This window comes from Marinococcus sp. LNSP9103-4 (assembly GCF_056034345.1).
The window spans coordinates 43,751-68,771 of the sequence record NZ_JBQLIA010000007.1; the positions used below are offsets into that span (position 1 = coordinate 43,751).

The 25,021-nt window shown below is 49.6% G+C and carries 26 protein-coding genes; 13 read left to right on the forward strand and 13 right to left on the reverse strand.

What is annotated here, in order from left to right; genetic code table 11:
• Nucleotides 1-312, reverse strand: a complete 312-nt coding sequence (locus ACTRXG_RS06895; protein WP_474284420.1) for a hypothetical protein — start codon at nt 310-312, stop codon at nt 1-3.
• Nucleotides 313-482: 170 nt separating this feature from the next.
• Between ACTRXG_RS06895 and ACTRXG_RS06900 the strand changes: the two genes are divergently transcribed.
• Both ACTRXG_RS06900 and ACTRXG_RS06905 read left to right on the forward strand, forming a co-directional pair.
• Nucleotides 483-1,502 (forward strand): zinc-dependent alcohol dehydrogenase family protein, encoded by a 1,020-nt coding sequence (locus ACTRXG_RS06900; RefSeq protein ID WP_462865808.1) that lies wholly within the window; start codon nt 483-485, stop codon nt 1,500-1,502.
• A 76-nt stretch (nt 1,503-1,578) separates the two neighbouring features.
• Nucleotides 1,579-2,811 (forward strand): NADH:flavin oxidoreductase/NADH oxidase family protein, encoded by a 1,233-nt coding sequence (locus ACTRXG_RS06905; protein WP_474284421.1) that lies wholly within the window; start codon nt 1,579-1,581, stop codon nt 2,809-2,811.
• Between the two features lie 3 nt (nt 2,812-2,814).
• Here the strand turns inward: ACTRXG_RS06905 and ACTRXG_RS06910 are convergent, their stop codons facing one another.
• Entirely contained in the window at nt 2,815-3,606 is a 792-nt protein-coding gene (locus ACTRXG_RS06910; RefSeq protein WP_474284422.1) for an SDR family oxidoreductase, read from the reverse strand.
• Nucleotides 3,607-3,641: 35 nt separating this feature from the next.
• Nucleotides 3,642-4,340 (reverse strand): TVP38/TMEM64 family protein, encoded by a 699-nt coding sequence (locus ACTRXG_RS06915; protein WP_474284423.1) that lies wholly within the window; start codon nt 4,338-4,340, stop codon nt 3,642-3,644.
• A 207-nt stretch (nt 4,341-4,547) separates the two neighbouring features.
• On the opposite strand from ACTRXG_RS06915, the gene ACTRXG_RS06920 reads away from it, so the two are divergent.
• The 3 genes from ACTRXG_RS06920 to ACTRXG_RS06930 all read left to right on the forward strand — a co-directional run bounded on the left by ACTRXG_RS06920 (nt 4,548) and on the right by ACTRXG_RS06930 (nt 8,087).
• The gene (locus ACTRXG_RS06920) at nt 4,548-5,756 is read left to right on the forward strand and encodes a multidrug effflux MFS transporter (RefSeq protein WP_474284424.1); all 1,209 of its coding nucleotides are present in this window, start codon (nt 4,548-4,550) and stop codon (nt 5,754-5,756) included.
• A gap of 209 nt (nt 5,757-5,965) precedes the next feature.
• Nucleotides 5,966-7,681, forward strand: coding sequence for a bifunctional metallophosphatase/5'-nucleotidase (locus ACTRXG_RS06925; protein WP_474284425.1), 1,716 nt, complete (start codon nt 5,966-5,968; stop codon nt 7,679-7,681).
• Nucleotides 7,682-7,793: 112 nt separating this feature from the next.
• A complete protein-coding gene (locus ACTRXG_RS06930; protein ID WP_474284426.1) occupies nt 7,794-8,087 on the forward strand; it encodes a hypothetical protein in 294 nt (97 codons plus the stop codon).
• A 34-nt stretch (nt 8,088-8,121) separates the two neighbouring features.
• On the opposite strand, the gene ACTRXG_RS06935 is transcribed toward ACTRXG_RS06930, so the two are convergent.
• A complete protein-coding gene (locus ACTRXG_RS06935) occupies nt 8,122-9,405 on the reverse strand; it encodes an Nramp family divalent metal transporter (RefSeq protein ID WP_474284427.1) in 1,284 nt (427 codons plus the stop codon).
• 209 nt (nt 9,406-9,614) lie between these two features.
• Here ACTRXG_RS06935 and ACTRXG_RS06940 point away from each other — a divergent pair, with 209 nt between their 5' ends.
• Complete coding sequence (locus tag ACTRXG_RS06940) at nt 9,615-10,583, forward strand: S8 family peptidase (RefSeq protein ID WP_474284428.1); 969 nt, start codon at nt 9,615-9,617, stop codon at nt 10,581-10,583.
• Between the two features lie 64 nt (nt 10,584-10,647).
• On the opposite strand, the gene ACTRXG_RS06945 is transcribed toward ACTRXG_RS06940, so the two are convergent.
• The 3 genes from ACTRXG_RS06945 to ACTRXG_RS06955 all read right to left on the reverse strand — a co-directional run bounded on the left by ACTRXG_RS06945 (nt 10,648) and on the right by ACTRXG_RS06955 (nt 12,235).
• On the reverse strand, nt 10,648-11,367 hold the full coding sequence (locus ACTRXG_RS06945) for a Na-translocating system protein MpsC family protein (RefSeq protein WP_474284429.1): 720 nt from the start codon (nt 11,365-11,367) through the stop codon (nt 10,648-10,650).
• Between the two features lie 277 nt (nt 11,368-11,644).
• Entirely contained in the window at nt 11,645-11,809 is a 165-nt protein-coding gene (locus ACTRXG_RS06950; RefSeq protein ID WP_474284430.1) for a hypothetical protein, read from the reverse strand.
• Between the two features lie 96 nt (nt 11,810-11,905).
• Nucleotides 11,906-12,235, reverse strand: a complete 330-nt coding sequence (locus ACTRXG_RS06955; protein WP_474284431.1) for a hypothetical protein — start codon at nt 12,233-12,235, stop codon at nt 11,906-11,908.
• 215 nt (nt 12,236-12,450) lie between these two features.
• Between ACTRXG_RS06955 and ACTRXG_RS06960 the strand changes: the two genes are divergently transcribed.
• Nucleotides 12,451-13,650, forward strand: coding sequence for a DUF418 domain-containing protein (locus ACTRXG_RS06960; protein WP_474284432.1), 1,200 nt, complete (start codon nt 12,451-12,453; stop codon nt 13,648-13,650).
• Between the two features lie 33 nt (nt 13,651-13,683).
• On the opposite strand, the gene ACTRXG_RS06965 is transcribed toward ACTRXG_RS06960, so the two are convergent.
• Both ACTRXG_RS06965 and ACTRXG_RS06970 read right to left on the reverse strand, forming a co-directional pair.
• Entirely contained in the window at nt 13,684-13,872 is a 189-nt protein-coding gene (locus ACTRXG_RS06965; protein ID WP_462865824.1) for a hypothetical protein, read from the reverse strand.
• An 18-nt stretch (nt 13,873-13,890) separates the two neighbouring features.
• The gene (locus tag ACTRXG_RS06970; protein WP_022793068.1) at nt 13,891-14,133 is read right to left on the reverse strand and encodes a hypothetical protein; all 243 of its coding nucleotides are present in this window, start codon (nt 14,131-14,133) and stop codon (nt 13,891-13,893) included.
• A gap of 121 nt (nt 14,134-14,254) precedes the next feature.
• Here ACTRXG_RS06970 and ACTRXG_RS06975 point away from each other — a divergent pair, with 121 nt between their 5' ends.
• The 4 genes from ACTRXG_RS06975 (at nt 14,255) to ACTRXG_RS06990 (ending at nt 19,183) form a co-directional block, all read left to right on the forward strand.
• Nucleotides 14,255-15,028, forward strand: a complete 774-nt coding sequence (locus ACTRXG_RS06975; RefSeq protein WP_474284433.1) for an ABC transporter ATP-binding protein — start codon at nt 14,255-14,257, stop codon at nt 15,026-15,028.
• Nucleotides 15,025-16,686 (forward strand): putative ABC transporter permease subunit, encoded by a 1,662-nt coding sequence (locus tag ACTRXG_RS06980; RefSeq protein ID WP_474284434.1) that lies wholly within the window; start codon nt 15,025-15,027, stop codon nt 16,684-16,686. Before ACTRXG_RS06975 ends, ACTRXG_RS06980 begins: the two co-directional genes overlap by 4 nt.
• A 143-nt stretch (nt 16,687-16,829) precedes the next feature.
• Complete coding sequence (locus ACTRXG_RS06985) at nt 16,830-17,711, forward strand: TetR/AcrR family transcriptional regulator (RefSeq protein WP_474284435.1); 882 nt, start codon at nt 16,830-16,832, stop codon at nt 17,709-17,711.
• Nucleotides 17,708-19,183: an MDR family MFS transporter gene (locus ACTRXG_RS06990; RefSeq protein ID WP_474284436.1), complete on the forward strand. Its 1,476-nt coding sequence runs from the start codon at nt 17,708-17,710 to the stop codon at nt 19,181-19,183. The genes ACTRXG_RS06985 and ACTRXG_RS06990 overlap by 4 nt, the downstream gene beginning before the upstream one ends.
• A gap of 46 nt (nt 19,184-19,229) precedes the next feature.
• Here the strand turns inward: ACTRXG_RS06990 and ACTRXG_RS06995 are convergent, their stop codons facing one another.
• A complete protein-coding gene (locus tag ACTRXG_RS06995; RefSeq protein WP_474261328.1) occupies nt 19,230-20,099 on the reverse strand; it encodes an NAD(P)-dependent oxidoreductase in 870 nt (289 codons plus the stop codon).
• 147 nt (nt 20,100-20,246) lie between these two features.
• On the opposite strand from ACTRXG_RS06995, the gene eutB reads away from it, so the two are divergent.
• Entirely contained in the window at nt 20,247-21,209 is a 963-nt protein-coding gene (gene eutB, locus ACTRXG_RS07000) for a hydroxyectoine utilization dehydratase EutB (protein WP_474284437.1), read from the forward strand.
• 20 nt (nt 21,210-21,229) lie between these two features.
• On the opposite strand, the gene ACTRXG_RS07005 is transcribed toward eutB, so the two are convergent.
• Nucleotides 21,230-21,817 (reverse strand): hypothetical protein, encoded by a 588-nt coding sequence (locus ACTRXG_RS07005; protein WP_474284438.1) that lies wholly within the window; start codon nt 21,815-21,817, stop codon nt 21,230-21,232.
• 169 nt (nt 21,818-21,986) lie between these two features.
• On the opposite strand from ACTRXG_RS07005, the gene ACTRXG_RS07010 reads away from it, so the two are divergent.
• Nucleotides 21,987-23,198 (forward strand): cytochrome P450 family protein, encoded by a 1,212-nt coding sequence (locus ACTRXG_RS07010; protein ID WP_474284439.1) that lies wholly within the window; start codon nt 21,987-21,989, stop codon nt 23,196-23,198.
• A 55-nt stretch (nt 23,199-23,253) separates the two neighbouring features.
• Here ACTRXG_RS07010 and speB read toward each other — a convergent pair whose 3' ends face one another.
• A complete protein-coding gene (gene speB, locus ACTRXG_RS07015; RefSeq protein ID WP_474284484.1) occupies nt 23,254-24,129 on the reverse strand; it encodes an agmatinase in 876 nt (291 codons plus the stop codon).
• Between the two features lie 2 nt (nt 24,130-24,131).
• A complete protein-coding gene (gene speE / locus ACTRXG_RS07020) occupies nt 24,132-24,971 on the reverse strand; it encodes a polyamine aminopropyltransferase (RefSeq protein ID WP_474284440.1) in 840 nt (279 codons plus the stop codon).
• Nucleotides 24,972-25,021 lie beyond the last annotated feature (50 nt).

Consider the following 25,021-nt stretch of genomic DNA (forward strand, 5'->3'; position numbering starts at 1 on the left):
TTAAATATGCCCTGCCGGTCCCCACAGGAAATGCTCCTCCATATAGGCGAGCAGTTCTTTCTTCCGGTGCTGAAGAGCTCTGCACACCTGCTGGCCCACTGGCACCTGCAGCACCTTTTTCCCACACTGGCTGCATACATCTTTCTCAGGAAACGTATGAAGTACATTTAACGGAAATAACGGCTTTCCGTCGGCTATCAAAAATTGAAAGCGCTGGCCGTGGATCGAGAATAAAACAGTATATCCCTCGAACTCTGCTGCCTTGTGGACAATCACATTTTCTACTTCGGTCATAGCTGTGTTTTTCCGCACCCCGGGCCCCCTTTTTTATTAAACGTAATAAAATTTCTGTTTTTTTACAGAAAAATATCCGGTCATGCTTTCAGTATAACTTTTTGCATAAAATCACGCCCGTCTCTTTTAAAAAATCGTTCCCCGGGGAATGAACAGTAAGGAGTCCAAACATCCAAGGAGGCTATACAATGGCATCAGTACAAAACCGGGCTTTTCGGCTTCGGGAGCCGAGAAGCATAGAAAATCTGGAGATGACAGAAGAAGCCATGCCGCAGGTGCAGCGGGGAGAGGTGCTTGTCCGGGTGAAAGCTACTTCCTTAAACTACCGTGACCTCGCGATGATCGAAGGCAACTATCCGGGCGAGCTGCGGGAAAATCTCGTGCAGCTGTCGGACGGCGCCGGGGAAATTGTTGAAGCAGGCGAAGACGTGCGCCGCTTCCGCGTCGGAGACCGGGTCGCCGGAAACTTCACACGGGAATGGTTCGGCGGAAAGCGCCCTTCCTATATGGAGCCGTATGGCACACACAGTAACGGCTGGCTGACGGATTATAAAGTCATCAATCCGGAGGAGCTTGTGCGCCTGCCTGATCATCTTACGTACGAGCAGGGAGCCACGCTTCCATGCGCCGCTGTCACTGCCTGGAACGCTCTTCACGGTCCTTCTCCAACCGGTCCCGGAGATACTGTTCTGACGCTTGGCACCGGTGGCGTTTCCGTGTTCGCCGTACAGCTGGCAAAAATTCTGGGACTTCGCGTTATTTCCACCACCTCGAGCAGCTGGAAAGAGGAAAAGCTCGAGGAGCTCGGCTCTAACAACATCATCAACTACAATGACACCCCGGACTGGGGCAAGCGTGCAGAAGAGCTTTCCAACGGCGGGGTAAACCGTGTCGTCGAAGTGGTTGGTCCTGCTTCATTTCATCAATCCATTGAAGCAGTCGCCCCTGGCGAAGAAGTAGCTTTAATCGGCGTGCTCACAAGAACCGGGGACAAAATCGATTACTACGATCTGTTCGGAAAAGCTTCCACAAGAACAATTGGTGTCGGCAGCCGGGACATGTTTGAATCCATGAACCGCGCCATCGCTGCCCATCAGCTGACGCCGGTCATTGATACGGTCTATCCATTTGAACAGGCCCAGGAGGCCTACCGCCATATGAAGAGCCAAAACTTTTTCGGCAAAATTGTGATTTCCCACGACCAGTAATAAAACAAGCGGAGCGCGTAACATGCGCGCTCCGCTTAATTTTTCCCAACCCATTCGAAGCAGTAAGGAGAGGATCATGTTGACGGACGTCACCGCCGCTTCCCCGTTTACATTACATAATAAAAATGTGACATTTAAAAACCGCTTCGTTAAATCAGCCATGAGCGAAGGACTCGCTACAAGAGCCCACCTGCCGGGCGCTGACATTTTCCGGCTGTACCACACCTGGGCCAAAGGAGGCGCGGGGTTACTCCTTACCGGGAACGTGATGATCAATCAGCAGGCGCTTGGGGAGCCGGGAAACGTCGTGCTTGAGAGCGAAAAGCAGCTTGGCCTGTTCCGCGCCTGGGCCAGTGCCGGCACATATAATGACACCCATTTATGGATGCAGATCAACCACCCGGGCAAACAGGTGCCAAAAGGTGTTGCCCGTGAAGTTGTAGCCCCTTCGGCTTTACCATTTGAATCAGGGATCCAGCGCTTCTTTCCCGAAGCCCGGGCTTTAACCCATCCAGAGATAGAAACAATCATCCGGCAGTTTGCCCATACCGCCTCTCTGGCCAAACGTGCCGGCTTTACCGGCGTTCAGATTCACGCCGCCCATGGCTACTTGATCAGCCAGTTTCTCTCGCCCCGCCATAATCAGCGTGCCGACGAATGGGGAGGTTCGATTAAAAACCGTTTCCGCTTTTTGCGTAAAATTTTTAACGCTGTCCGCCAGGCCACGGGACCTGAGTTTCCTGTTGGAGTAAAAATTAACAGTGCGGACTTTATGAAAGCCGGCTTCTCGGAGGAGGAGTCCCAGTATGTAATTAAAGAGCTCGAACACCTTGGAGTGGATATGATTGAAATTTCCGGAGGCACTTACGAACGTCCGGAGTTATTCGGAAAAAATGCGTCTGCCTCTACGCTTCGGCGTGAAGCTTATTTCCTCGAATATGCCGAAAGCCTGAAGCAGACCACAGAGGTTCCGGTAATTTTAACCGGAGGCTTCCGCACCCGGCCGGCGATGGACAGCGCGCTCCAGTCAGGAGCAGCCGATTTCATCGGTCTGGCAAGGCCAATGGCTGCGTGCCCGGACTATCCAACCAGGCTTCTTTCAAAAGCTCCTGTCCCACGGATTGCTCCTGTCAAAACCGGCCTGCCGTTTATTGATAACCTCGGGATTATGGAGCTTGCGTGGTATAACCAGCAGCTTGCCCGGCTGAGTAAAGGCCGGAACACCGCCCCTGGCTTTCCTCCCATTTTATCTTTAGGGCTTCTTCTGATGAAAAATGGCTTAAATGTTATCCGGCAGCGCAGGGTATAAGCTTTACAGCGCCTTTATCAGCCCGCCGTCCACGAGCAGTGTCTGGCCGGTCACGTAGGTATTGGCGAAGGAGCCGTAAAAAACGACCTGCGCCGCAAACTCCTCCGGCTGCCCGTATCGGCCGAGCGGGATCGATGCTTCCGACTCCCTGCGCACCTCCTCCGCGCTCTTATTCATCTGTCCGGCTTTTTTTTCATCAATCTCTGCCACACGGTCTGTAGCTATTTTTCCAGGACCCAGGGAATTAATGAGAATGCCGTGCGGGGCGAGCTCCTGGGAAAGACTTTTGGCAAGACCCATCAGGCCGGCCCGGAATGTATTCGATAAAATTAAATTATCCAGCGTCTGTTTCATCGAAGAAGACGTAATGTTGACAATCCGTCCGCCACCGCTCTCCTTCATTGACGGCAGCACTGCACGTGTTGCACGTACGAAGCTCATCAGGTTTAAGTCAAACGCCTTCCGCCAGTCATCGTCATCAAAGTCATCAAACGTGCCCGCAGGAGGACCGCCGGCGTTATTAACGAGCACATCGACCGGACCGAATGCTTCCACGATGTATTCCACAAGCGCTTTAATTTGTGCCTCTTTCGTAATGTCGCATACATAATAGCCAACCCGGCCGCGCCCGCTTAGAGACTGAAGCTCTTTTTCCGCCTCTTTCAGGCTCTCCTCCGAGCGGCCCGTAATCATGATATCAGCGCCTTCTTTTGCAAATGCGGCAGCCGTTGCTTTTCCAAGCCCCCGGCTTGATGCCAGTACAAGTACCGTTTTCCCTGCAAGCTGCAGATCCATATTTTTCTCCCCTTCTTGCTGCGGCCCGGATGCATTCATACCGGCGGCTGCAGCTGTTTCGTTTCTTCCTTTAGTTCTTCGGTGTCAAATTCGTCCTCTACCCTTCGTTTAAGTATATAGCCGAGCACAGCTATCACTACCGCAATCACTCCAAGGATAATCATTTTCATCGGCTCAAAAGAAAGAATACTCGAGCCAAAAAAGCCAAGCAGGACAGCCCTTGGTATAGTACCGACCAGGGTTGCACCCAGATACTGCCGCCAGCCTACGTCCAGACGGGCGCTGAGGGACGTTAATAAATCATAATGAAGCACCGGGATGAGCCGGAGCATTAATAAAAATTTGAAGCCGTGCTCCTCTAGCTCTTCCTTGATTTTATCAAGTTCTTCCATGTTTTTATCATCTAAATTTAAATCTCCCGCCTTGCGTCTTTTCGTAAAAAAAGAAATGGACGCGCCCAGAACGGCTCCAAGAAAAATCAGGAGCGCTCCCAGCCAGTGTCCGAAAAAGAAGCCGACAGCCACAGCGAATACTGGTAAAGGAACAAGCAGATACGGTCGGGCGGCAAATAGCAGAAGCACCACCACGGGGCCTAAAAAACCGATGCCTTCCATCCACCCTTTCACATCCTCAGGGTCGAGATGAAGATAAAAACGCGAAAGCAGCAGAATCAAAATAGCGGCACTCACCGTAAATGTCATCCGCAGAGCGTAGTGTTTTAATTTTGTTTTCATGACGCCTTCCTCCTCAATATCTATCTTTATTATAACGGAGAAGCGGCTTCATACGCCTTATTTTCCCAAAAAATATGCTTGTAGAACCGGTCTCTTTTTATGAGAACGGGCAAAAAACTTTCCATCTCTTCTTTTTTTAGGTAAGCTGAAGCAGGTTTAAGCTTTTTCATTTATTTATATTTTCGCTTAGAAAGGCGGCTTACATATATGAACCAATTAACCGGCTTCAGACGGGCCCGTTTTGTTGTCCTGCTCGGAGCACTTGCAGCACTGATTCCTTTGACTATTGATATGTACCTTCCCGCCCTTCCTGATATTACTGCTTCCTACGAAACCAGTGCCTCTATCGTACAGCTGAGTTTAACGGCCTGTCTGCTCGGGCTCGGCGTTGGCCAGCTTGTCGCCGGGGCCCTCAGTGACGTGTATGGCCGGCGCCGGCCGCTGATTGTCGCACTTATCGTTTATATTGCTGCGTCAGCTGCCTGTATTTTTGCGCCGAATATTTTCATCCTGATCGCCGGGCGTTTTATACAGGGCTTTGCTGCGTCAGCCGGACTCGTTATTTCCCGGGCAATCGTCCGGGACGTCAGCAGCGGGGCCGAACTCACGAAGCTGTTTGCCCTGTTGATGCTCGTTAACAACCTTGTGCCGCTGCTCGCCCCTTCTATCGGGAGCGGGGTTCTCCTTTTCACCAGCTGGCCCGGAATCTTTTTAACGCTTTCTATACTAGGTACCATCCTGCTGCTGATTACGGCTTTCCGTTTAGGCGAGACCCTTCCTGCAGACGACCGGGTGCCGAGCAATCTCGGAGCTACCTTCAGCAATTTTCTATCCCTTCTTAAAGACAGGCAGTTTTCGGGATACGCTCTGTCCCAGGGCTTTATGATCGGTGGTATTTTTGCCTACGTGGCCGGCACCCCGTTTATTTATCAAAATATATACGGCGTGTCCCCTCAGGTGTTTAGTATTCTGTTTGGGTTAAACGGACTCGGCCTTCTGCTGGGAACATTTATGGTCGGCCGCTTTGCCTCAGTTATTCCTGAAAAAATATTTCTTGAATCCGGACTTGTGATGGCGTTTGTCGCCGGTCTTGCTCTGCTTGTGGTCGTTATTTTTGAAGGCCCGCTCTGGGGCATTGTACTGCCTATTCTGTTTTTTGTTACCTCTATCGGCTTTGTCGCTACTTCGTCGTTTTCCCTTGCGATGGAAACCCAGAGTCATATCGCCGGCAGCGCCTCAGCGCTTTTAGGTCTTCTGCCCTTTGTACTCGGCGCCGTAACGGCTCCTATGGTTGGCATTGCGGGCGAAGAGACAGCCGTTCCCATGGGACTCACCATCTTTTTGATGAGTGCGTTAGCTCTCGCAACATACGTATTCATGGCTAAACGAGGCAGACCGACGGAAAAGCCGGCTTGATAATCTAAAAGAATCACGACTTTGGATGTGAAAAAATAGAGGGCATGGTTATGAATTTTTTCAAATGCTGCAGTATAAGTCTGTCAGCCCCTGGGTACATGCTCTCTCTTTTTTTCATTGTTTACAAGCAGTAACTCCTGCTTATTGGCAAAAGATCAAAATTTTCTTACATTTTAAATAGTTCTTTTATACATATCAGGGGGGATTGCATGAACAATTCATATTTACGATGGGGGATTGCCGCCGGCGCTTCTGCCGCTGCTTTCGTACTGCCCGCAGCCAGTGCCGGGGCAGCAGAGGGGGAAACGGAGGTCACAGTCATCCATGCCAATGACATCCATTCATCCATTGAGGATATGGGAAAGCTTGCTGGCTACATTGATGAGAAAAAAGCAGAATCAGATCACGTCGTGTTTGTCAGCCCCGGAGACATTTTCAGCGGTGACCCTGTAGTTGATCTGCAGGACGGCGCTCCGATGGTCGACTTAATGAACGATGTCGGACTTGAAACGATGACGATCGGCAATCACGAATTCGATTACGGCCAGGAAGTCTTCGCTCAGAATGAATCAAACAGTGATTTCACCTGGATCAGTGCCAATACATCCATTGAAGACAGCTCGATTCCTATTGAAGAACCCGCAGCCTATGATGAAATTAACGTTAACGGCATCGATATCGCTCTTCTTGGACTGACTCAGGCACCACCTGCCACAGCACCTGACGGCATCGAGGGCCTCGGCTTTGACAATGATTATGCAGGGGTGGCAGAGACATACGAAGGTCTTGGAGAAGATGCAGACCTTTTTCTTGCCCTCACCCACATAGGCTACAGCGAGGATGAGCAGCTCGCAGAGGACGTGGACTTTTTTGACGCCATTATTGGCGGCCATACGCATACCGTCCTTGAAGAGCCAGCCGTTGTGAATGGCACGCCTATTGCCCAGGCAGGCTCCAGCCTCGACTTTATCGGAGAAATGACCTTTACCATTGATGATGAAACCGGAGAAGTAACAAATACTGAAGGGCAGTTGCACGACATTGAAAGCATAGAAGCGGTGAATGAAGATGTTCAGGCGAAGGCGGATGATTATATAGCAGAAGCAGATGAACTGCTCGGAGAAGTCATTGGGGAAACAAATACTGGCCTGTCGCGAGACAGCCGCTATGAGGAAGACGCTCCGCTTGGTAACTTCTGGACTGATTCCATGCGCTACACAACAGATACAGACGTTGCCGTTTATAATAACGGAGGCCTGCGGGCTGGCATCGATCCTGGAGATATTACTGCAAGAGATATTTACTCCATTGAACCATTTGGAAATAATATCGTTGAAATGAATATGACCGGGGAAGCTCTTGAGAATGTAATTGAGCAGTCCTACAACCGCAGTGAGCAGGTGGACCTGCAGACCTCCGGACTGAACTATACCATTTATACGACCGAAGACGGTGCATTTAACGGAGCCGAGCTCACTATTGACGGAGAACCGGTCGAAAGCACGGAAACCTACTCGGTCGCGCTGCCAAACTTCCTCGCGGACGGCGGGGACGGCTATAATTTCGAAGGGGAAATTATCCAGCCTGATGCCGGACTTGTGACCAACAGCATGATCACCTATGCTGAATTCTTAATGGAAACAGAAGGTGCCGTGGATTATGAAACAGAGGGGCGGATCAGCCTTGAAGTCGGGGAACCGGCCGCTGAAGAACCGGAAGCTCCCGTTGAGAATGTCACAAAAGAATGTATTATCGATGAAGTGCATGAACTGGTGCCAAACGGCAATCCAAACAAAAATGACTCCGGCTTTAACCGCGGTCAGCTGATTTCTGTACTTCAAAAGTATAAAAACGGCAAAGATGTAGAAGTTCCTGCTGCAGCAGAGCCGGCAAAGGAATGCATCGATCAGGCTCAAGCAGAGTAATAATGTAACATCCTTCAGGACTGGGGAAGCCCAGTCCTGATTTTTTACTGCATACTGTTTTTAAAGGAAGATAATTCATATTAAATATATTTTAATTTTGGGGGTGATATTTATGATTCAAAGACTGCATTCTCTAGGTGTTTCGCTGATTATTATCAGCCTCGTGCTTTATGGATATTTATTTATGCAGCACGGAGATGGTTATATTTTTGCTCTCCCGATATTTATCAGTGGCTCGCTGCTGCTTTTATTCACTTCCAGTAAAAAGAACAAAGAAAGAAGCTTACTTTGCCGCATTCAACTGCATAAATATCAGGCCGTTGGCCGGGACCCGGATATCAATTCCAAATTTATTTATAAGTGCATGCGGTGCGGGCGTCGCAAAAGTGTTTTTCGGGCAATTTAAAGCCTGCACCGCTTTGCGATACAGGCTAATTTACTTAAATAACACCAAAGATATTTAAGAATACGCGAATAGCTAAAAAGCAAACCATTAACATTACTAAACCATAAATAATATTTTGTGGTTTATTATTAGCTAATTCACCTAAATATCTGCGTTTATTACACAAAACCCATATAGAACCAACAATAGCTGGAAGCAATAACCCATTCAAAGCTTGAGCTGTCATAATCAGTTGGATAGGTGTCTCTCCAAAAGCATAAACGATCAAAATCGGTGTAACACCTGCGATTAACATCATAAGCCGATTTGCAATAGCTTTAGGTTCTTCTGAATGACCCAATGCCTGCCCAAGAAGCGCCGGCTGTACAGAAATATTAAATAACCCTGAAGAAAAACCAGCTGCCCAGAGTCCAACTGCAAATAATACACCCGCATATTGACCAAGCAGGGGCGTTAACTGATAAGCCATGTCTCCAGCACCTTCAATTACAGCACCTGTTCCGTATATTACTCCTCCGGCACAAATTAATATAGAAATAGCTACTATTGCAGTTATTGCTACATTTGTACGAAGATCGAAATAAGAAAGAGCCATCTGCTTCGCCCGGGGCGTTCTAAAATCATTTTCATATTTTTTCTTGATAAAAGCTGAAAGCCCTAAAGCAGTATTTGGGGGCAGAGTGGTCGCAATTAAAGCTAAAATTAACCAATAATTACTCTCCGGTATTTGAAATGAAAATCCGGTAGTAAATATCTCAGTGATACTTGGACCTGAAACAAAAACGGTCAATACAAATGCTCCTACCATCAGCCCGATGAAAACTCTATTTATATTTTCTAACAGTTTATAAACGCCAATCCAAGAAATAGCTAAAGCCATTAAGGCTAATATACTAACCCAGGCCACTACAGATATGGAGGGAAGAAAAAAATTTAAGGCGAGAGCAGCACCAGTAAAATTCCCCGCCTGAAATGCGATTGCACCTAAAAGAAGTGCTATGTAAAGCGTTATTGCCCATCCCTTTCCCATATATTCGCGAATACCCTCCATTGCTGCCATTCGGGTTTGCACCGTAAATTTCACTACTGGCCGCTGAAAAAAATAAGCTGCTAAAGAAGCTATAACCAGGATCCACATTACTTGAAAACCATAGCTCGCCCCCGCCACAGAGACAGTAGTAATTGTCCCCGGTCCTAAAATGCAAGCAGCTACAATAGCAGCTGGGCCGAGAGCCTTCAATTTTTCTCCCCAAGTTATAGAGGCCTTTTCTGCACTGTCTAATAACATAGACTCCTGTAAATCTTTTGGTTCTTTCATTGCCCCACTCCTATTTTCTTTTTATATGTTATATGAAACCATATAAAAACCACTAAGATTGTATTTATGGGAGAGAACCTTACATCCTTTTTGATATATTCGAATGTTATTTCTTAAATTCAATTTATTCTATTTTGGTTTACTTTTTCTTTTGATCATGCCTTTTCATAACAGGAAACGCTAATACATCCTGATGAGGAGGCATTATTATGAGCTATGTATCTTTAGTTCCGTTCCGAAAAGAGAGCGGTATCTCTGCCGCATCCTACGTGCCGGGGGGAGTGGAAATGATCGAAGCACCGCCGCAATGGGAGGAAACGTCTCAGGGAGCGGGCAATGTTATCGCAGTTATTGATACCGGCTGCCAGACGGATCACCCTGATCTGCAGCAGCAAATTATCGGCGGGCGCAATTTCACCAGCGACTACCGGGGGAATCCAGCGATTATTGAAGACAATAACGGGCACGGCACTCATGTGGCCGGCACTATCGCCGCTGCCGACAACGGCTTCGGTATAGCCGGAGTTGCTCCTAAGGCCAGACTGCTGATTTTGAAAGCACTGAACGGATCAGGAAGCGGGAGCATGCAGGGAATTATCGACTCCGTCCGCTACGCTGTCTCCTGGCGCGGCAGCAACGGGGAACGGGTGCGTGTGATCAGTATGTCTCTCGGCGGTCCACAGGACGTTCCTGAGCTCCATGAGGCCATTAAAGAAGCAGTTGCGGCCGATATTGCTGTTGTCTGCGCCGCTGGAAATGAAGGAGACGGGGACGTTGATACTGAAGAGTTTGCCTATCCCGGCGCCTATAATGAAGTTATTCAGGTCGGGGCTGTCAACTTTTCCAACGAATTGACCCCGTTTACAAATACCAACGATGAAATTGACCTCACAGCGCCGGGGGCTTCGATTTTATCTACGTATGTGGGGAGCTCCTACACCAGGCTGAGCGGCACTTCTATGGCAGCCCCTCATGTTTCCGGTGCCCTTGCCCTTGTAACCAACTGGGCGGAAGCAGGCTTTGGCCGGCGAATTTCCGAGCCGGAGATGTATGCCCAGCTGCTCCGCCGCACTGTTCCTCTCGGCTATCCATTGAGCGCAGAAGGCAGCGGCCTGCTGATGCTCGGTACTGTTAAACGTCTCGCCCAGACAATTCAAAGTGAAGCCGTCGTGCGTTAATCCTGCAGTGGACACAAAGAAGGTCATGCCGCACCTCCGGCATGACCTTACATATATCATACAGTTATTTCGCTTCCGGCACAGGATCCGTAACAAATACGACAACGCTTGTGTCATTATCAAAATCCCAGTCTACGAAAATATCATGTACCTTCGCTCCGAACAGACGATCGAAGCGTATTTCGTTTAGCAGCTGTTTTTCCAGGTGGCGCTTCGCCGTTTTCAGATTTGCTCCATGGCCCAGGTTGATTAACTCCTTTTCGATCAGGATTAAAATACCTGTCCGTGCCGCTATTAATGTTCGTTCATTAATCTGGTACATTGCGATATCATCAGGAATTTTTTCTGTTCTAGCACTGACGTCATTCACTTTTCTTTTAATATTTTCTTCGTATTCCGGTCTTTTTTGCTCTTGTTTGACTTTCAATTCCTGCGAGTTCAAGGCAGTAATCATACCCGACCGGTTTTCAATATTCCAGTCAAAATAAAACTCCCAGCCTTCTATATCTGCGATTCTCGCCAGGTGATGCTTCACTTCAGGAAGAATCTGCTCCATCATCGTCTCACGGAGCTCTTCCACGGCTTCCTGATTCCTCTGTCCCATGATTACCTGCTCCATCGGGGACAGAAATTTGCGGATATGCATTACGATACAATGAGGATCAATGCTGACGTAAACCGATTCAGGCCCCTTCCCAAAGTGGTCCCGTAATAGCTTTCCGAGGTAGCTTCCCAACTGCTTCTGCTGTTCTTTGAGATCTTCATTTGATTGGTTTTCCGCCATTGTCCTCTCCTCCTCTTGATGTATACCGATTATATTCAAAGATCCCGGAAAAAGATCTATGTATTAATTGAAAAATAAAGGCCTACCTCCCCGGGAAGGCCGGCCATTGTGCCCACAAATATCACCTTGATAAATGATATTCTATTATCTCTTTCCCGCCCATGCGCTTCATTCAATCATTTAATTTCAATAATCTGCGTTTAACCTGCGTTTTTATTAAAATAAACCAACATAAAAAACCGGACACTTTTTTCAAGCACCGGTCCTTTTTCTGTATTCATTTCATACTCCGTACATCGAAACGGTTCCTGCGTTCACTGGCGAGCAGCCGGTGGACAATTTCCTGCTGGCTTTGTACACGTACAGTACGCTGGGCTTTTATGAAAAAAATCACGGCGGAAAAAACAGCTCCGATCAGCAGTCCAATCAAAAAACTAAGCATCAAACCCCTCCCATATGGTGGTAAAATATTAAAATTACCATAACAAGGACGTAGAGGTATTAGTCTTAGAAGCTGATTCCTGTTATGTACAAAGCGTTATAATTCAGGTTCGTAAAATTCTACGCGAAGCCCTTCAAGCGTAAGTTCCTCTGGCTTCCATTCTCCTTCCTCAAGCAGCCCTTCCCGGGTAAACACAAGGGAATCCTTATCCTGAAAATCTTCAAGCTCCCAGTAAAGCACCCGCTGTTCTTCCTGATAGATCTCAAGGTAAGCAGCATTCGAGTTTTCCTTTGCATGTCCTTTAAATAAACCAAAAGGGAATGTCTTTTTGGACCGGTCTTCCGTTTTCCTGAACATGAACTTGTGCGTTTCATCAATCGTGCCGTGCATTTCATCTTCCAAAATATTAATTTCTATTGTTCTCAATGTATCTCTCCTTTTCTTTCTTTATTTCGACTGATAGTTATTTATGAATGTTTTAACGTTATACAGAGCTGTAGAGAAATAACATATTTTCCATACTTCTTTACTACCCTCATTTTTTCCCGTGTAATCTTTCTTTAAAGAATTACCGCAACCTTTTCTTTCTCTGTACGTAGTTTTGGTATACTGGATCCAGTTCCTAAGAAGGAGGAAATCAGATGACCCAGGCGGTATCTCTAAAAGAACGTATACATACGATCGACATGCTGAGAGGCTTTGCCCTGCTCGGCATTATACTGGCAAATATGGCTGCCTTTAAGGCTTTAGGCTTCAGCCAGTACGCAGACATGGTAAATACCAGCCTCACGGAGACCACAGCAGCCGATCAAACTATTAATACGCTGCTGGACTTTTTTGTGATCGGAAAATTTTATCCTCTGTTTTCTTTTTTATTCGGGCTCGGATTTTATATGTTCCACAAGCGTCTGGTAGAAAAAAACCTTTCCGCTGACCGTATCTTTCAGCGCCGGCTTCTTTTTTTGCTGTTTATCGGCATGATTCACCTCGTATTTTTATGGTCAGGCGACATCCTTCATTTATACGCGGTGACTGGCTTCTTTCTGCTTATGTTTATTTATAGAAGCAGTAAAGCAGTTTTAGCATGGGCTCTCGGGCTTATCCTTGCTTCCGGATTCTTTATGACGCTTCTTTTAACTGCAGCCTCCGCGGGTACTGCCTCAATGAATCCCGGAGCCTCCGCCGAGCAGTCAGTTGCTTCGGGGATTTCTGTAATGAGAAACGGCTCCTACAGCGATATTTTATCCTACCGGCTGAGTAATGAAGTCGTATTCGTCCTGCTGCAGCTTCCGTTTTCTGTGCCTTTCATTCTTGGATTATTTCTCATCGGCTTTTATTTTGGACGCCGGAGCATGTTTACAGAAGCCGCGTCCCATATAAAATCATGGAAGCGCCTCTGGATACACAGTCTGTGGCTTGGTTTTGTCCTAAATGCTGTGGTTACAGCATTTAAACAGGAATGGACAGCCCTTCCCGACGGCCTCAGCACCGGCCTCGGAGATGGTTTGAATTATATCGCCGGACCGGTGATGATGCTGTTTTACGTGTCCTCCTTTGTGCTGGCCGTAAAAAAACCAGGCCTGCGCCGGCTTCTGCTTCCGTTCGCCTCCATGGGGAGACTCGCTTTAACAAACTACCTGCTGCAGACTGTTATTGCTGTTCTCTTATTTCATGGCTACGGCCTGGGGCTGTTCGGGGAGGTTTCTGTTACTGGCGGGTTCACTGCAGCGTTAATCATTTATATTCTCCAGCTCGCCGGCAGCCATTGGTATGTGAAGAAATTTTCCCAGGGGCCAATGGAATACCTGTGGCGCAAATGGACCTACGCCCGTACGACGTGAATCCAAAAGGCAGCCGCTCAAGCGCAGCTGCCTTCACTTTTCCGGTTCTTTAGTAATGTTTTTATTCCACCAGTCTGCTGCCTGCTTGCGAAACACAAGCAGCGTGCACCCAAACAAACATAAAATCGCGGGAATCCAGTTTGGGACACTGGCTAAAATAAATAAAAATACGCCGATGCCGTTAATAAGCGTAGCCAGATTCATCACTGTTTTTGGTTTCAATGCGTCTCCCCCGTTTGGCTAGGTTAATTTTTCCGTTGGATAAAACTCAATTTCCCGGCTCTCCCCAGGTTCCAGGTTTTCTTCACAAAAGTGCTCCACAATGTCTTTTAAGGAATCGGAATCAGATGCAGCGTAGCGTTCCTTTAAATAGCTGTTCACTTTTTTCTGTTGCTTCCGGTGCGCTTTTGGCACCATCAAAAAACCAATCATTTCACCGTCAGACGTGCGGTCCAGTCTATCCGCCAGTTCTTCGTAGGTCATTTCAGTCTCTCTGCCTCCTTACACGGTACACTTTTTATCATTTCCATTATTTTCTATATCATTTATGATGAACATGTCTTTTCATCTTTTCCACAGCATATCATACAAAGGAGGGCCCGACATGCATGATTCTCCCGCAGTAGAAGTTAACCAGCTGACAAAACAATTTAAAGGGGCCACTGCCGTACACCCATTGAGTTTCGATGTCCATGCTCATGAAATATTTGGCTTTCTCGGACCAAACGGGGCCGGTAAAACAACGACGATGCGAATGCTCGCCGGCCTGCTTGAACCAAGCAGCGGAGACGGATACATTCATGGCAAATCGATTAAAAGCCAGGCACTCGAAGCAAAGCAGCAGCTTGCCTATCTGCCTGATAAACCAGATATTTATCCAAAGCTCACAGGATGGGAATTTCTTCAGTTTATTGCTTCTGTATTTAAACTCGACAAAAATATATGGATAGAGCATGCAGAGAGGCTCCTGCACCGGTTTGATTTAACAGAAAGCGCCGGCAGGTTAATGGAGACGTATTCCCATGGCATGAAGCAGAAAATAGCTTTAACCGGGGCGCTGATTCACCAGCCGTCTGTTATTTTTCTGGACGAACCTACAGTCGGGCTCGATCCGAAGAGCTCCCGCGACCTCCGGGCCATTCTGCGTGAAACCGCAGCAGAGGGTACTGCCGTTTTTTTCTCCACTCATATGCTTGACGTTGCTGACCAGCTCTGTGACCGGGTTGGAATCATTCATCAGGGGAGGCTTCTGCAGACAGGCACCCCCGGGGCGCTTAAGCAGGAGCACGCCAGTCATGCAGGGGGTTCACTGGAGGATGTCTTTTTGCGCATGACAGAGCAGCAGGAAGCCGAAGGCTCTGAAGGGGAGATTCCGTGATAAAAACGCTCTGGTATTATCAGAAAAAAACCATGCGCCATCAGTACGAGGCTCTGCCGCCCGGACGGAAAGTATTATACATCACTCTGACAGCCCTGGCCCTGCTCATTATGATTCCCTTTGGTCTCGGCATGGCTGCGGCCGGGGACATTTTCTCTCCGGAAAGCTTGCATGCGGTCGTCGTTTACCTGCTGCTGAGCATCATGGCTGTCATCACCTTTGTGACCATGCCGCGCACCTTTCAATTGTTGTTCGGCTCCAAAGATATTGAGTTCTTATTCACTCTTCCCATCCGCTCGAGGCATCTGTTTGCTATGCAGTTTTTCACCGGGTGGGCCGGGTTCCCTCTGCTTTCCTTTTTATTGTTAACCGGGTTCAGCATTATTATCGGGGCCGTTTCGGGAGCCCACCTTCTGTTTTATCCGGCCGCTGCCCTTCTTTTTTTCGGCCTGTCTGTTTTTGGAGCAGGCCTGGCGTTTCTATTGAATTTATTTCTGGTTTACATTCTGCCCGCCCAGCGCGCCCAGCAGCTGACTACTGTAATCAGCTTCATATCTGCAGCGCTGTTTGTTCTGGCTGCGCAGATGCCAAACATTATTATGCAAAACGATAACACATCTCTTACCATTGAAGCAGCTCCCGTATGGCTGCCCACGCAGCCGGCGGCAGCCGCTCTTTTCACTTCTTTTCAGGGGGAAGGCGCGGGAGCCATTTATACAGCGGCCTGTCTCGGAGCTTTGGCGGTCATAAGCCTCGCCTCCCTGTGGTTCGTGGAAAAACACTATTTTTCCTCCTGGCAGCGGGCCACCGAGCCCGCAGGAAACAAAATCAAATCGGCCCGGCCCGGGGCAGCCCGTCCTGTTCCCTATGCCATTGCTTTTAAAGAATGGCGGGCCGTGCAGAGAAATCCTAAAGAATGGACCACCTGCTTCACATTTGCCCTTATTCTTATTTTAATGTTCATTAATTTCTTTGGGAGCGGATCGGCACTTGCTTCCCCCTGGGCAAATCCTGCCTCTGCCTGGAGCAGTGTGCACGTTATGCTCGGGCCTGCCATTCTGCTCGGTCTGCAGCAGTTTGCCGCGGCCGCATTTGGACGGGAAGGCGACTCCCGCTGGATGCTGCGGGTGCTTCCTGTAACTCCCCGGCAGATTGTCACCGGAAAATTTCTGGGCCACTGGGTCATGACAGGAGCGGCAATTGCTGCACTTGAACTGATCACCTTTATGCTCTTTAGGTGGAACATCGTACTGTTTTTCGCCGGACTTGTGCTGACGCTTTCCCTCACAGCGGTAGCCGCGGCTTCCGGTGTGTGGGCCGGGGCGGCCGGTGGAACGTACAATGAAAAAAACCCGCAAAAGCGGGTGCGGTTCGATACAGGAGTTGTCTCCTTCTTTCTCAACGTTCTGTACCTTCTGCTTTTTTTCATCCCCGCCTGGATGCTTTTAAGTGCCGGTATGTCCCTGCACTCAAAATGGCACGGCCCGGAGCCGGCTTTTCTTCCCTTATGGAACACAGCCCCGTGGCAATGGATCAGCCTTCTGGGAGCCGGCGGGCTTTTGTCTGCCGCTGGGATTGCGCTCCTAATCGTCTATCTCCATCTGCGCCATGGAACAAAAGAGCTCACAGAGCGTGGTGTTGATTATTTAGATCCATAAAGCTGCCGGGAGGCCGGCAGCTTTTTTGTGTTAAAATCTCTAAGCTCATTACTTGATTCTCTACATGGCAAATGCTACGATACTCTTTGTGACTAAACGTTCACCAAAAGTAACCACAGAGTCAAAAGGGGGTCGAAAACTGCATGGCAGAGCGTAAGGATGAGCTTTTGGAAGCAGCACTGCAGCTGTTTGTGAAGCAGGGCTTCCACTCCACCTCCATCCAGCACATTACAGCGGCCTGCGGCATATCCAAAGGCGGCTTTTATAAGCATTTTGATTCCAAAGAAACGATGCTTTTAGAGCTGCTCCGCAAAGTTCATGAAAATATGCTTTATGAGGCCGAAAACTATCGGGGAACGCAGCATGAGCCCGCTCTCAAGCGACTCGAGGGCAAAGTGCGCATCGAGCTGGAGAAATTCACGGAGTACCGTCCGCTGTTTCAGATGCTTTTCACGGAGTTTCCTCCTCATACGGAAAACAAAATTTCCAACTACTTAAACCGTATGCGCCGCTTTTTTCAGGATTGGCATGAACAATCGCTATTGGAAGCCTTCGGCCCCCGCGTGCGTCCTTATGTCAGTGATCTGGCTGTCATTCTCGAAGGAATCATGCATTCCTATTTAACCCTTATGACCTGGCATGTTTCTGCCCTCCCGTTGAACCAGCTGTCTGCATTCATCGTAGAGAGGCTTCATTCTATCGTTAAAGATGACAGTGACCTCCATCCCCAACTGCCGAGAGAGTGGCCCGGAGGAGACGAGCCCGTGCATGGCATGGAAAGCCTCCGCTGCGAATCCGAAGCACTGCTTTTATTTGTAAAAGCCCGGCATACGCAGGGCGAATTTCCTGAAAAAACGCTCCAGACAACTGAAATGCTTCACGAAGAGTTCAAGGCGGAAATACCGAGGGAATTTTTGATCGACGCTTTACTGCATCAGCTGCAGCACCACGCGGATCTCCATACGCACACGCAGAAGCTTAGTGCAAAATGGAGCGCATGGAAAGGAGAGAAACACGTACTATGAGTTCTTCATCTTGGGACATCCCCACCGGGCAGAAGGCAGCGATGATTACTGCCCTGCTGCTTGGTGCCTTTATGGGGATTATTAACGAAACACTTCTCGCCACTGCCCTGCCTTCCATTCAGGAGGCCCTCGGGGTCACCCAGGGGACCGTTCAGTGGCTGACAACGGCCTTCTTAATGACAAACGGCATTATGATACCAATTTCCGCATTTTTAATCGAACGCTTTACGACCAGAGGGCTATTTTTGACCGCTATAGGCTTATTCGGCGCCGGTACCGCTGTTGCTGCCATTGCTCCGTCATTTCCGGTACTTCTTTTTGCCCGTGTCATCCAGGCATCCGGCTCCGGCATTATGCTTCCGCTGCTAATGACGGTGCTTCTGGCCATTATTCCAGTGGAACGCCGTGGCACAGCGATGGGCATGATCGGGATCGTTATTTCGTTTGGTCCCGCTATAGGCCCAACGCTCTCCGGTTTTCTACTCGAGCACTTTCCGTGGAGAGCCCTATTTATTACCGTGCTTCCAATCGTCGCGCTGACGATCATTACCGGAGCTATCTTTTTGAAAAACGTAACCGAACTGGGCAGTCCGAAGATCGACGTATTGTCCATCATTCTTTCTTCCTTTGGGTTCGGCTCCTTTTTGTACGGATTCGGAACAGCTTCTGAAAGCGGCTGGGGCAGCCCGGTCGTTCTCACCGCCGTGATTGTCGGTGCCCTTATTATCGGATTATTCGTCTGGCGCCAGTTTACATTAAAGTCGCCAATGCTCGAATTCCGCGTGTTTCAGTTTAAGATATTCAGTCTCGCCATCGGTATCACTATGGCTGTTCTGATTTCATTAATAGGCGCAGAAACGCTTCTGCCGCTGTTCATGCAGAATGTGTTAGGCTTTACACCGCTGGAGTCCGGATTGATGCTTTTGCCGGGCGCCATTGTGATTGGGATTATGTCGCCGATTACAGGCCGTCTGTTTGATGCCTTCGGTGCGAAATGGCTTGCCATTACCGGGCTTTCCATTGTTACCATCACGACCTTTATGTTTACGAACCTTTCGCTTGAAACATCGTTTACGTATTTAACCATTATATATGCCATCCGCATGTTCGGACTCGCCTGCGCACTGATGCCGGTCATGACATCAGCGTTAAACCAGCTGCCGATGAAATGGTACGCCCATGGCTCGGCGATGGCGAATACGCTGCAACAGATTTCGGCCTCCATCGGTACAGCCCTTCTGGTGACATTTGTCGCCTTAGGTGCCCAGCAGTATCAGCCTGATGCCTCAACCTCCGCAGAAGCCGCGCCACAGATGGCGCAGGTAGTCGGTTTTGAGTGGGCCTTTATGGGAAGCACGGCTCTTGCCTTTGTCGCTCTGATTCTTTCCCTTTTCTTAAGCTCACCGAAAGAAGAAAAGGAAATGACCCGCCAGGCAAACGAAGAACAGCAGAGCAGCGCTCCCGCTAAATAGCAAAAATCCCCGGCAGGCCGTTTTTTCAGGCCTGCCGGGGATTTTTTTATTCGCTCCCTTTTGCCAGCAGCTTATACACCGCCGCAAAGTCTTCATCACCCATACCGTACTGCTTTGCCAGCGCATACGCTTCCCGGACTGAGCCGGTGACCGGCAGGGAAATTCCTGCCTGGTACGCTGATTCCTCAAGCAAATGTAAATCCTTGTAGGCATGCTTCAATGGAAATTGGGTTTCGTAGCTGCCGCTCAGAAGCATGTCACGCTTTCCAGCCACAGCAGGAGCCGTCGTCGGCACCTGAAGCAGCACATCAAGCGCCTGCTCCTTATCAAGTCCCAGTCCTTCTGCTGCGTGCAGGCCTTCTGACAAGCTCGTCATGGCATGCATCAGCGTTAAGTTGACGGACATTTTCATTGCAGATCCGCTTCCAGTGCCTCCCATGTAATGAACATTTTTACCCATAATTTCGAGAAGCGGCTGTACCTTCTGTACGTCCTCCTCACGGCCGCCGGCCAGAAACACCAGCTCTCCCTTTTCAGCGGGCCCTTTAGATCCGGATACCGGTGCATCCACCAGGCGCATTTCCTTCATTTTTGCGGTTTTGGCCATCTGCCTGGTAAAGCCGGGATTAACGGTGCTCATATCCACCCAGATTTTCCGGCTTGTTTCACCGGCAAACAGGCCGTCCACGCTGTTCGCGATTTCCTCAACTGCTTCAGGGTTCGACAGCATCGTGAATACGACATCCACCTTGGAAACCAGCTCTCTCGGCGTTTCCCGCCACCCAGCTCCTGCGTCGAGCAGGTGCTGTGCTTTTTGCTTAGTCCGGTTATAAATCGTAACCTTTTCCCCGGCATCCATTAAATTTTTTACCATGTTTGAACCCATAATCCCTGTTCCAATAAAGCCAACTCTCACACTCATTCATCCTTTCTTCGTACACTTCTATTTGGGTGTTCCCTATCCGCAACCTGGCAAACGTCCGCCAGACCGTATTGTTTTCGCTTCTCCGCTTATGTTTAAATAAGTATAATTATAAATTTTGCTGCAGCAGGAGATGATTCTATGTTAACACTTCAGCATGCCTGGGAAGCAAGACAGCGACTACGTCCGGTGCTTCCGGAAACGCCGCTCCTTTTTTCCCAGCCTCTGACAAATATTGCCGGCCAGCCTGTGTACTTAAAGCTCGAACAAATGCACGTCACCGGCTCCTTCAAGCTCCGGGGGGCGACTAACATGATTCGTTCTCTGACTCCGGAGCAGCGGGCCCAGGGCGTAGTCACCTTTTCCACCGGCAATCACGGCTTCGCTGTAGCGACAGCAGCAGCCAGCCTCAGCATCCGCTCCGTCGTATGTGTCTCAGAAAACGTACCGGCAAATAAAGTCGAGGCCCTCAAAGCAAGCGGTGCTGAGCTGCATGTGGAAGGCAGCGGCCAGGATGAAGCCGGAGAAGTCAGCGCCCGGCTCGTCGAAGAGGAGGGGCTGACTCTTATCCCTCCCTTTGACCATCCTTCTGTCATCGCCGGGCAGGCAACGATGGGACTCGAAATCATCGAGCATCTGCCCTCCGTGAAGCACGTGCTCACCGGCCTGTCCGGCGGCGGCCTGCTGTCCGGCCTCGGTCTTGCCCTGAAGGAACAAATTCCTGATCTTGAGCTTAGCGGTCTGTCCCTCCGCGAAGGAGCTGCTATGGATGAGAGCCTGAATATCGGCAAGCCGACGATCGTGCCGGAGGCCCCAACGCTTGCTGACAGTCTGCTCGGAGGTATTGGCCTTGAAAATCAATACACTTTTTCCATGGTTCAGCGCTATGCCGACCAGCGCCTCCGGCTGCATGAAGACACGATCGCCCGGGGCATGGCGTTTTTATACGATAAGCATAAAATGGTTGTCGAGGGAGCAGCCGCTGTCGGCGCCGGTGCTCTTTTAGACGGACTCGTGGCCGTTAACGGCCCCACGGTTCTTATCGTTTCCGGCAGCAGTGTGGACGTCCACACCCACCGCGAAGCAGTCGCTCCGTATATTTAAACCGACCGCTGCCCAGGGGGCTATATTTTCTTTTCTTCCCGCTGGCGCGACCGGTACGGAGAGAGGGAAAGCAGGTCCATGGCGTCCTGCTTCTTTATTTTTTCCCATTCCCTCCGGCGCTGTGCGAACCATTTATGGTAATTTTTGCTTCCCATCTGCTTTTTCAAAAAAGAAAGGCTTTGAAGCGGACCCTCTTCGGCACTCAGCGTTGTCAGCTGCAGCTGAAATGCCTCTTCCTTCTGCAGCCATGCTTCCATCTGCCGGGTGGACATTAATACGTACGGCACTCTTCCTTCATACAAACGGCGGTAAAGCAGCAGCCGGTAGTCCGCCTGGATGAGACGGTCGGCTTCCTCCTTCTGCTCCCGGAATTTTTCCGGAAAACGACGCGTGATTGCTCTCGCTTTTTGTTCTTCGGCGGCAGCCCAATGCTCAATATAACGGGACGTATCAGCAACATAAAACGCACGGCTGCGGTAGCTTTTAAAAAACGGCAGCTCCCGTTCCCAGGCAATGTATCCGTGTTTATCCTTTTCTAAATCATCGTTGCGGTATAGACGGTGGCATTCAAGTTCATTCCATTTACGATTCCATTCATGATAAATCATATTTTGCTATACCTCCGCAAAGGATGGATTTTTCTACATTCTAATTGTTTCTTCTTCAAACAACAATGATGACGCTTTCGAAAAAACGGGAATATCATTAACCTGTGCCCCGTTTCTTTAAATGCACGGATACTTCCTTCCCAAGCCTACTATAAAGGAGCCGATCAAAATGAATAACGATTTCCCCAGTAAAGAAGCCGGCTTATTCACTCATGCCTTTAATCAGAACCCGTATCCCGCCTTTCACTCTCTCCAGCAGCATGATCCGGTGCACCAGGCCTTAATGCCCGATGGCCATTATGCCTGGATCGTCACCCGGTACGAGGACGCTGTCGCGGTGCTGAAGGACAATCGCTTCATTAAGGATTTCACTGTGTTTTTAAATGAAGAAGAACGCGCCGAAGCACAGAAAAATATTTTTTCCCAAAATATGCTTTTTGCGGATCCCCCGGACCATAAACGGCTGCGCGGCCTCGTTCAGCAGGCCTTTACACCGAAAATGATCGAAGAGCTGCGGGACAGAATTACAGAAATTGCAAATGAGCTGATCGATGACATGCAGGACCGCTCCCGAATTGATATTATCGATGACTTCGCTTTTCCGCTTCCTATCATTGTTATCTGCGAAATGCTCGGGGTGCCAAGCGAGGACAGGGATAAATTCCGTACCTGGTCCAACACCCTCGTTGAAGCCTCCAACGACCCGGGGAAAGCTGAAAAAATTCAGCAGCACACGGAGGAATTCACCGCCTACCTCAGGGATTGGATAGACACCAGGCGGGAGCAGCCGGAGGATGACATGGTGAGTAAGCTCATCCAGGCAGAAGAAGCAGGCGATCGTTTATCCGAGCAGGAGCTATACGGAGTCGTTTCCCTGCTGATTATCGCCGGCCATGAAACGACGGTAAACCTCATTGCAAACGGCCTGTTCGCTTTGATGACTCACCCGGAGCAGATGCGCACGTTACAGCAGCAGCCGGACCTCATCCGCCCGGCCATTGAAGAAATGCTTCGTTTCGAGGGACCGGTTGAATTCAGCACCGACCGCTGGGCCTCTGAAACACTCGAGCTTCAGGGAAAAACGATCAACAGGGGAGACCATGTACTTGTCGCGCTTGATGCGGCCAATCGTGATCCGGAAGCATTTGAAGACCCCGATGTTTTCGACATCACCCGCGGCCACAGCAAACATCTTGCTTTTGGCAAAGGCATTCATTTCTGTCTCGGGGCCCCGCTTGCCAGAGTTGAAGCGGAAGTCGCCGTGAATACGCTGCTTGAACGTTTCCCGGAGCTGCAGCTGGACATAGCGTCTGATGACCTGGAATGGCGTCCCGGCATACTCATGCGCGGCCTCACAGAGCTTCCCGTTCGTCTGACGTAAATAAAAGGCCGGAAAACCTTAAGAGGCTTTCCGGCCTTTTTGATGGTCTCAGCTTCTATTTTGTCCAGCCGAGAAGCATCTCCCGAATACATTTTCCGGCCGCAATCGCAGTCTGATCCCCGCTGTCGTATGGCGGTGAAATTTCCACGATATCGGCCCCGATTACATTAACCTCCGAAGCGGCAATTGCGTGAATGGCTTCCAGCAGCTCCTTTGACGTTATGCCGCCGGCTTCCGCCGTACCTGTACCCGGCGCGTACGCCGGATCTAAAACATCGATATCAATCGATACATACACCGAGCGTCCCTGCAGTTCTTTTAGATTCCGCCGCAGCGGCTCTGCTACTTCAAACGGGGAGAAGTGCATGCCGGACGTGCGGGCATAGTTGAACTCTTCCTTTTCCCCGGAGCGCCCTCCGTAGGAATACACATTTTCCGGTCCTATTTTTTCGCAGATTTTCCGTACCGGGGTAGCGTGGGATAATGGCTCTCCCTCATAATCTTCGCGCAGGTCCGTGTGCGCATCGATATGAATAAAGGCGACAGAAGGATCATGCGCGCAGGCCGCCTGCATAATCGGCCAGGTCACAAGATGCTCTCCCCCTATCCCCAGAGGGAATTTGCCATCCGCAAACAGATGCGCCGCCGTCTCCTGGATAATCTCTACGCTTTTGGCCGGATTTCCGAACGGAAGCACCATATCCCCGGCATCGTGATACGAATAGTCCTCCAGATGCTTGTCCAGATAGGGACTGTATTCCTCGAGACCGATAGAGGTCTCCCGAATCCGGTTCGGGCCAAAACGGGAGCCCGGACGGAAGCTGACCGTCCAGTCCATCGGCATGCCGTACAATACCACGCTGCTGTCCTCATAGGAAGCAGAGCTCCCGATAAATACCTTTCCTGTATAAGCCGGATCAAAGGCATCCATAGTCATTTCCCCTCCCGTTCAAGGCCCCGCTGCACAAAAGCCGGAAGCGCAAATGCAGCCTCGTGTATGTCCGCCGTATAGTAATGCGTATCCAGTGCTGCTGCCCGGCTTCGGTGCGACTCTTTCGGCCTGTACTCCTTCGAACCGATAGTAAATGTCCATAGGCCGCTCGGATACGTCGGAATGTTTGCCGTATATACTTCGGTATGGGTAAATATTTCTTTTACGTCGTTGTATACTGTCTTAAGCAGGTCTGCGTGAAACCATGGATTATCCGTCTGGGCGACAAAGATGCCATCCCTCTTTAGCGCCCGGTGAATACCTTCGTAAAAGCCTTTTTCAAACAGCTTCACCGCCGGGCCTACCGGCTCCGTGGAGTCCACCATAATCACATCATACGCTGCTTCACTTTCTGCGATATGCATAAATCCGTCGGCTACCTGCACATCGACCCGCGGATCATCAAGCGCCCCGGCAATGGAAGGCAGATATTTTTTTGAATACTTTACTACCTGGCCGTCAATTTCCACAAGCGTAGCTGCCTCCACCGAGGGGTGCTTCAGTACTTCCCGGATAACACCGCCGTCCCCGCCGCCGACAACAAGCACATGCTTCGGTTCTGGATGTGCTGCAAGCGGCACGTGGGCCATCATTTCATGATAGACGAACTCGTCCTTTTCTGTAGTCATCACCATACCATCAAGCAGCAGCATATTCCCGAACTCTGCCGTTTCCACCACGTCGAGCTGCTGGAAATCGGTCTGCTCGGAATGCAGTGTTTTCGTAATACGTGCGGTGATGCCGAAATGTTCCGTTTGTTTTTCTGTAAACCACGTTTCCATAGCGGTTCCTCCTCTTTTCACAGACAAAACGTGCGGGAAATATCCCCGCA

What these genes read in the sequence shown, in the direction of transcription:
- ACTRXG_RS06900 (WP_462865808.1), top strand. Translation starts at nt 483, where the DNA reads ATGGCATCAGTACAAAACCGGGCTTTTCGGCTTCGGGAGCCGAGAAGC.
- ACTRXG_RS06905 (WP_474284421.1), top strand. Translation starts at nt 1,579, where the DNA reads ATGTTGACGGACGTCACCGCCGCTTCCCCGTTTACATTACATAATAAA.
- ACTRXG_RS06910 (WP_474284422.1), bottom strand. Translation starts at nt 3,606, where the DNA reads ATGGATCTGCAGCTTGCAGGGAAAACGGTACTTGTACTGGCATCAAGC.
- ACTRXG_RS06915 (WP_474284423.1), bottom strand. Translation starts at nt 4,340, where the DNA reads ATGAAAACAAAATTAAAACACTACGCTCTGCGGATGACATTTACGGTG.
- ACTRXG_RS06920 (WP_474284424.1), top strand. Translation starts at nt 4,548, where the DNA reads ATGAACCAATTAACCGGCTTCAGACGGGCCCGTTTTGTTGTCCTGCTC.
- ACTRXG_RS06925 (WP_474284425.1), top strand. Translation starts at nt 5,966, where the DNA reads ATGAACAATTCATATTTACGATGGGGGATTGCCGCCGGCGCTTCTGCC.
- ACTRXG_RS06930 (WP_474284426.1), top strand. Translation starts at nt 7,794, where the DNA reads ATGATTCAAAGACTGCATTCTCTAGGTGTTTCGCTGATTATTATCAGC.
- ACTRXG_RS06935 (WP_474284427.1), bottom strand. Translation starts at nt 9,405, where the DNA reads ATGAAAGAACCAAAAGATTTACAGGAGTCTATGTTATTAGACAGTGCA.
- ACTRXG_RS06940 (WP_474284428.1), top strand. Translation starts at nt 9,615, where the DNA reads ATGAGCTATGTATCTTTAGTTCCGTTCCGAAAAGAGAGCGGTATCTCT.
- ACTRXG_RS06945 (WP_474284429.1), bottom strand. Translation starts at nt 11,367, where the DNA reads ATGGCGGAAAACCAATCAAATGAAGATCTCAAAGAACAGCAGAAGCAG.
- ACTRXG_RS06950 (WP_474284430.1), bottom strand. Translation starts at nt 11,809, where the DNA reads ATGCTTAGTTTTTTGATTGGACTGCTGATCGGAGCTGTTTTTTCCGCC.
- ACTRXG_RS06960 (WP_474284432.1), top strand. Translation starts at nt 12,451, where the DNA reads ATGACCCAGGCGGTATCTCTAAAAGAACGTATACATACGATCGACATG.
- ACTRXG_RS06970 (WP_022793068.1), bottom strand. Translation starts at nt 14,133, where the DNA reads ATGACCTACGAAGAACTGGCGGATAGACTGGACCGCACGTCTGACGGT.
- ACTRXG_RS06975 (WP_474284433.1), top strand. Translation starts at nt 14,255, where the DNA reads ATGCATGATTCTCCCGCAGTAGAAGTTAACCAGCTGACAAAACAATTT.
- ACTRXG_RS06985 (WP_474284435.1), top strand. Translation starts at nt 16,830, where the DNA reads ATGGCAGAGCGTAAGGATGAGCTTTTGGAAGCAGCACTGCAGCTGTTT.
- ACTRXG_RS06990 (WP_474284436.1), top strand. Translation starts at nt 17,708, where the DNA reads ATGAGTTCTTCATCTTGGGACATCCCCACCGGGCAGAAGGCAGCGATG.
- eutB (WP_474284437.1), top strand. Translation starts at nt 20,247, where the DNA reads ATGTTAACACTTCAGCATGCCTGGGAAGCAAGACAGCGACTACGTCCG.
- ACTRXG_RS07005 (WP_474284438.1), bottom strand. Translation starts at nt 21,817, where the DNA reads ATGATTTATCATGAATGGAATCGTAAATGGAATGAACTTGAATGCCAC.
- ACTRXG_RS07010 (WP_474284439.1), top strand. Translation starts at nt 21,987, where the DNA reads ATGAATAACGATTTCCCCAGTAAAGAAGCCGGCTTATTCACTCATGCC.
- speB (WP_474284484.1), bottom strand. Translation starts at nt 24,129, where the DNA reads ATGGATGCCTTTGATCCGGCTTATACAGGAAAGGTATTTATCGGGAGC.
- speE (WP_474284440.1), bottom strand. Translation starts at nt 24,971, where the DNA reads ATGGAAACGTGGTTTACAGAAAAACAAACGGAACATTTCGGCATCACC.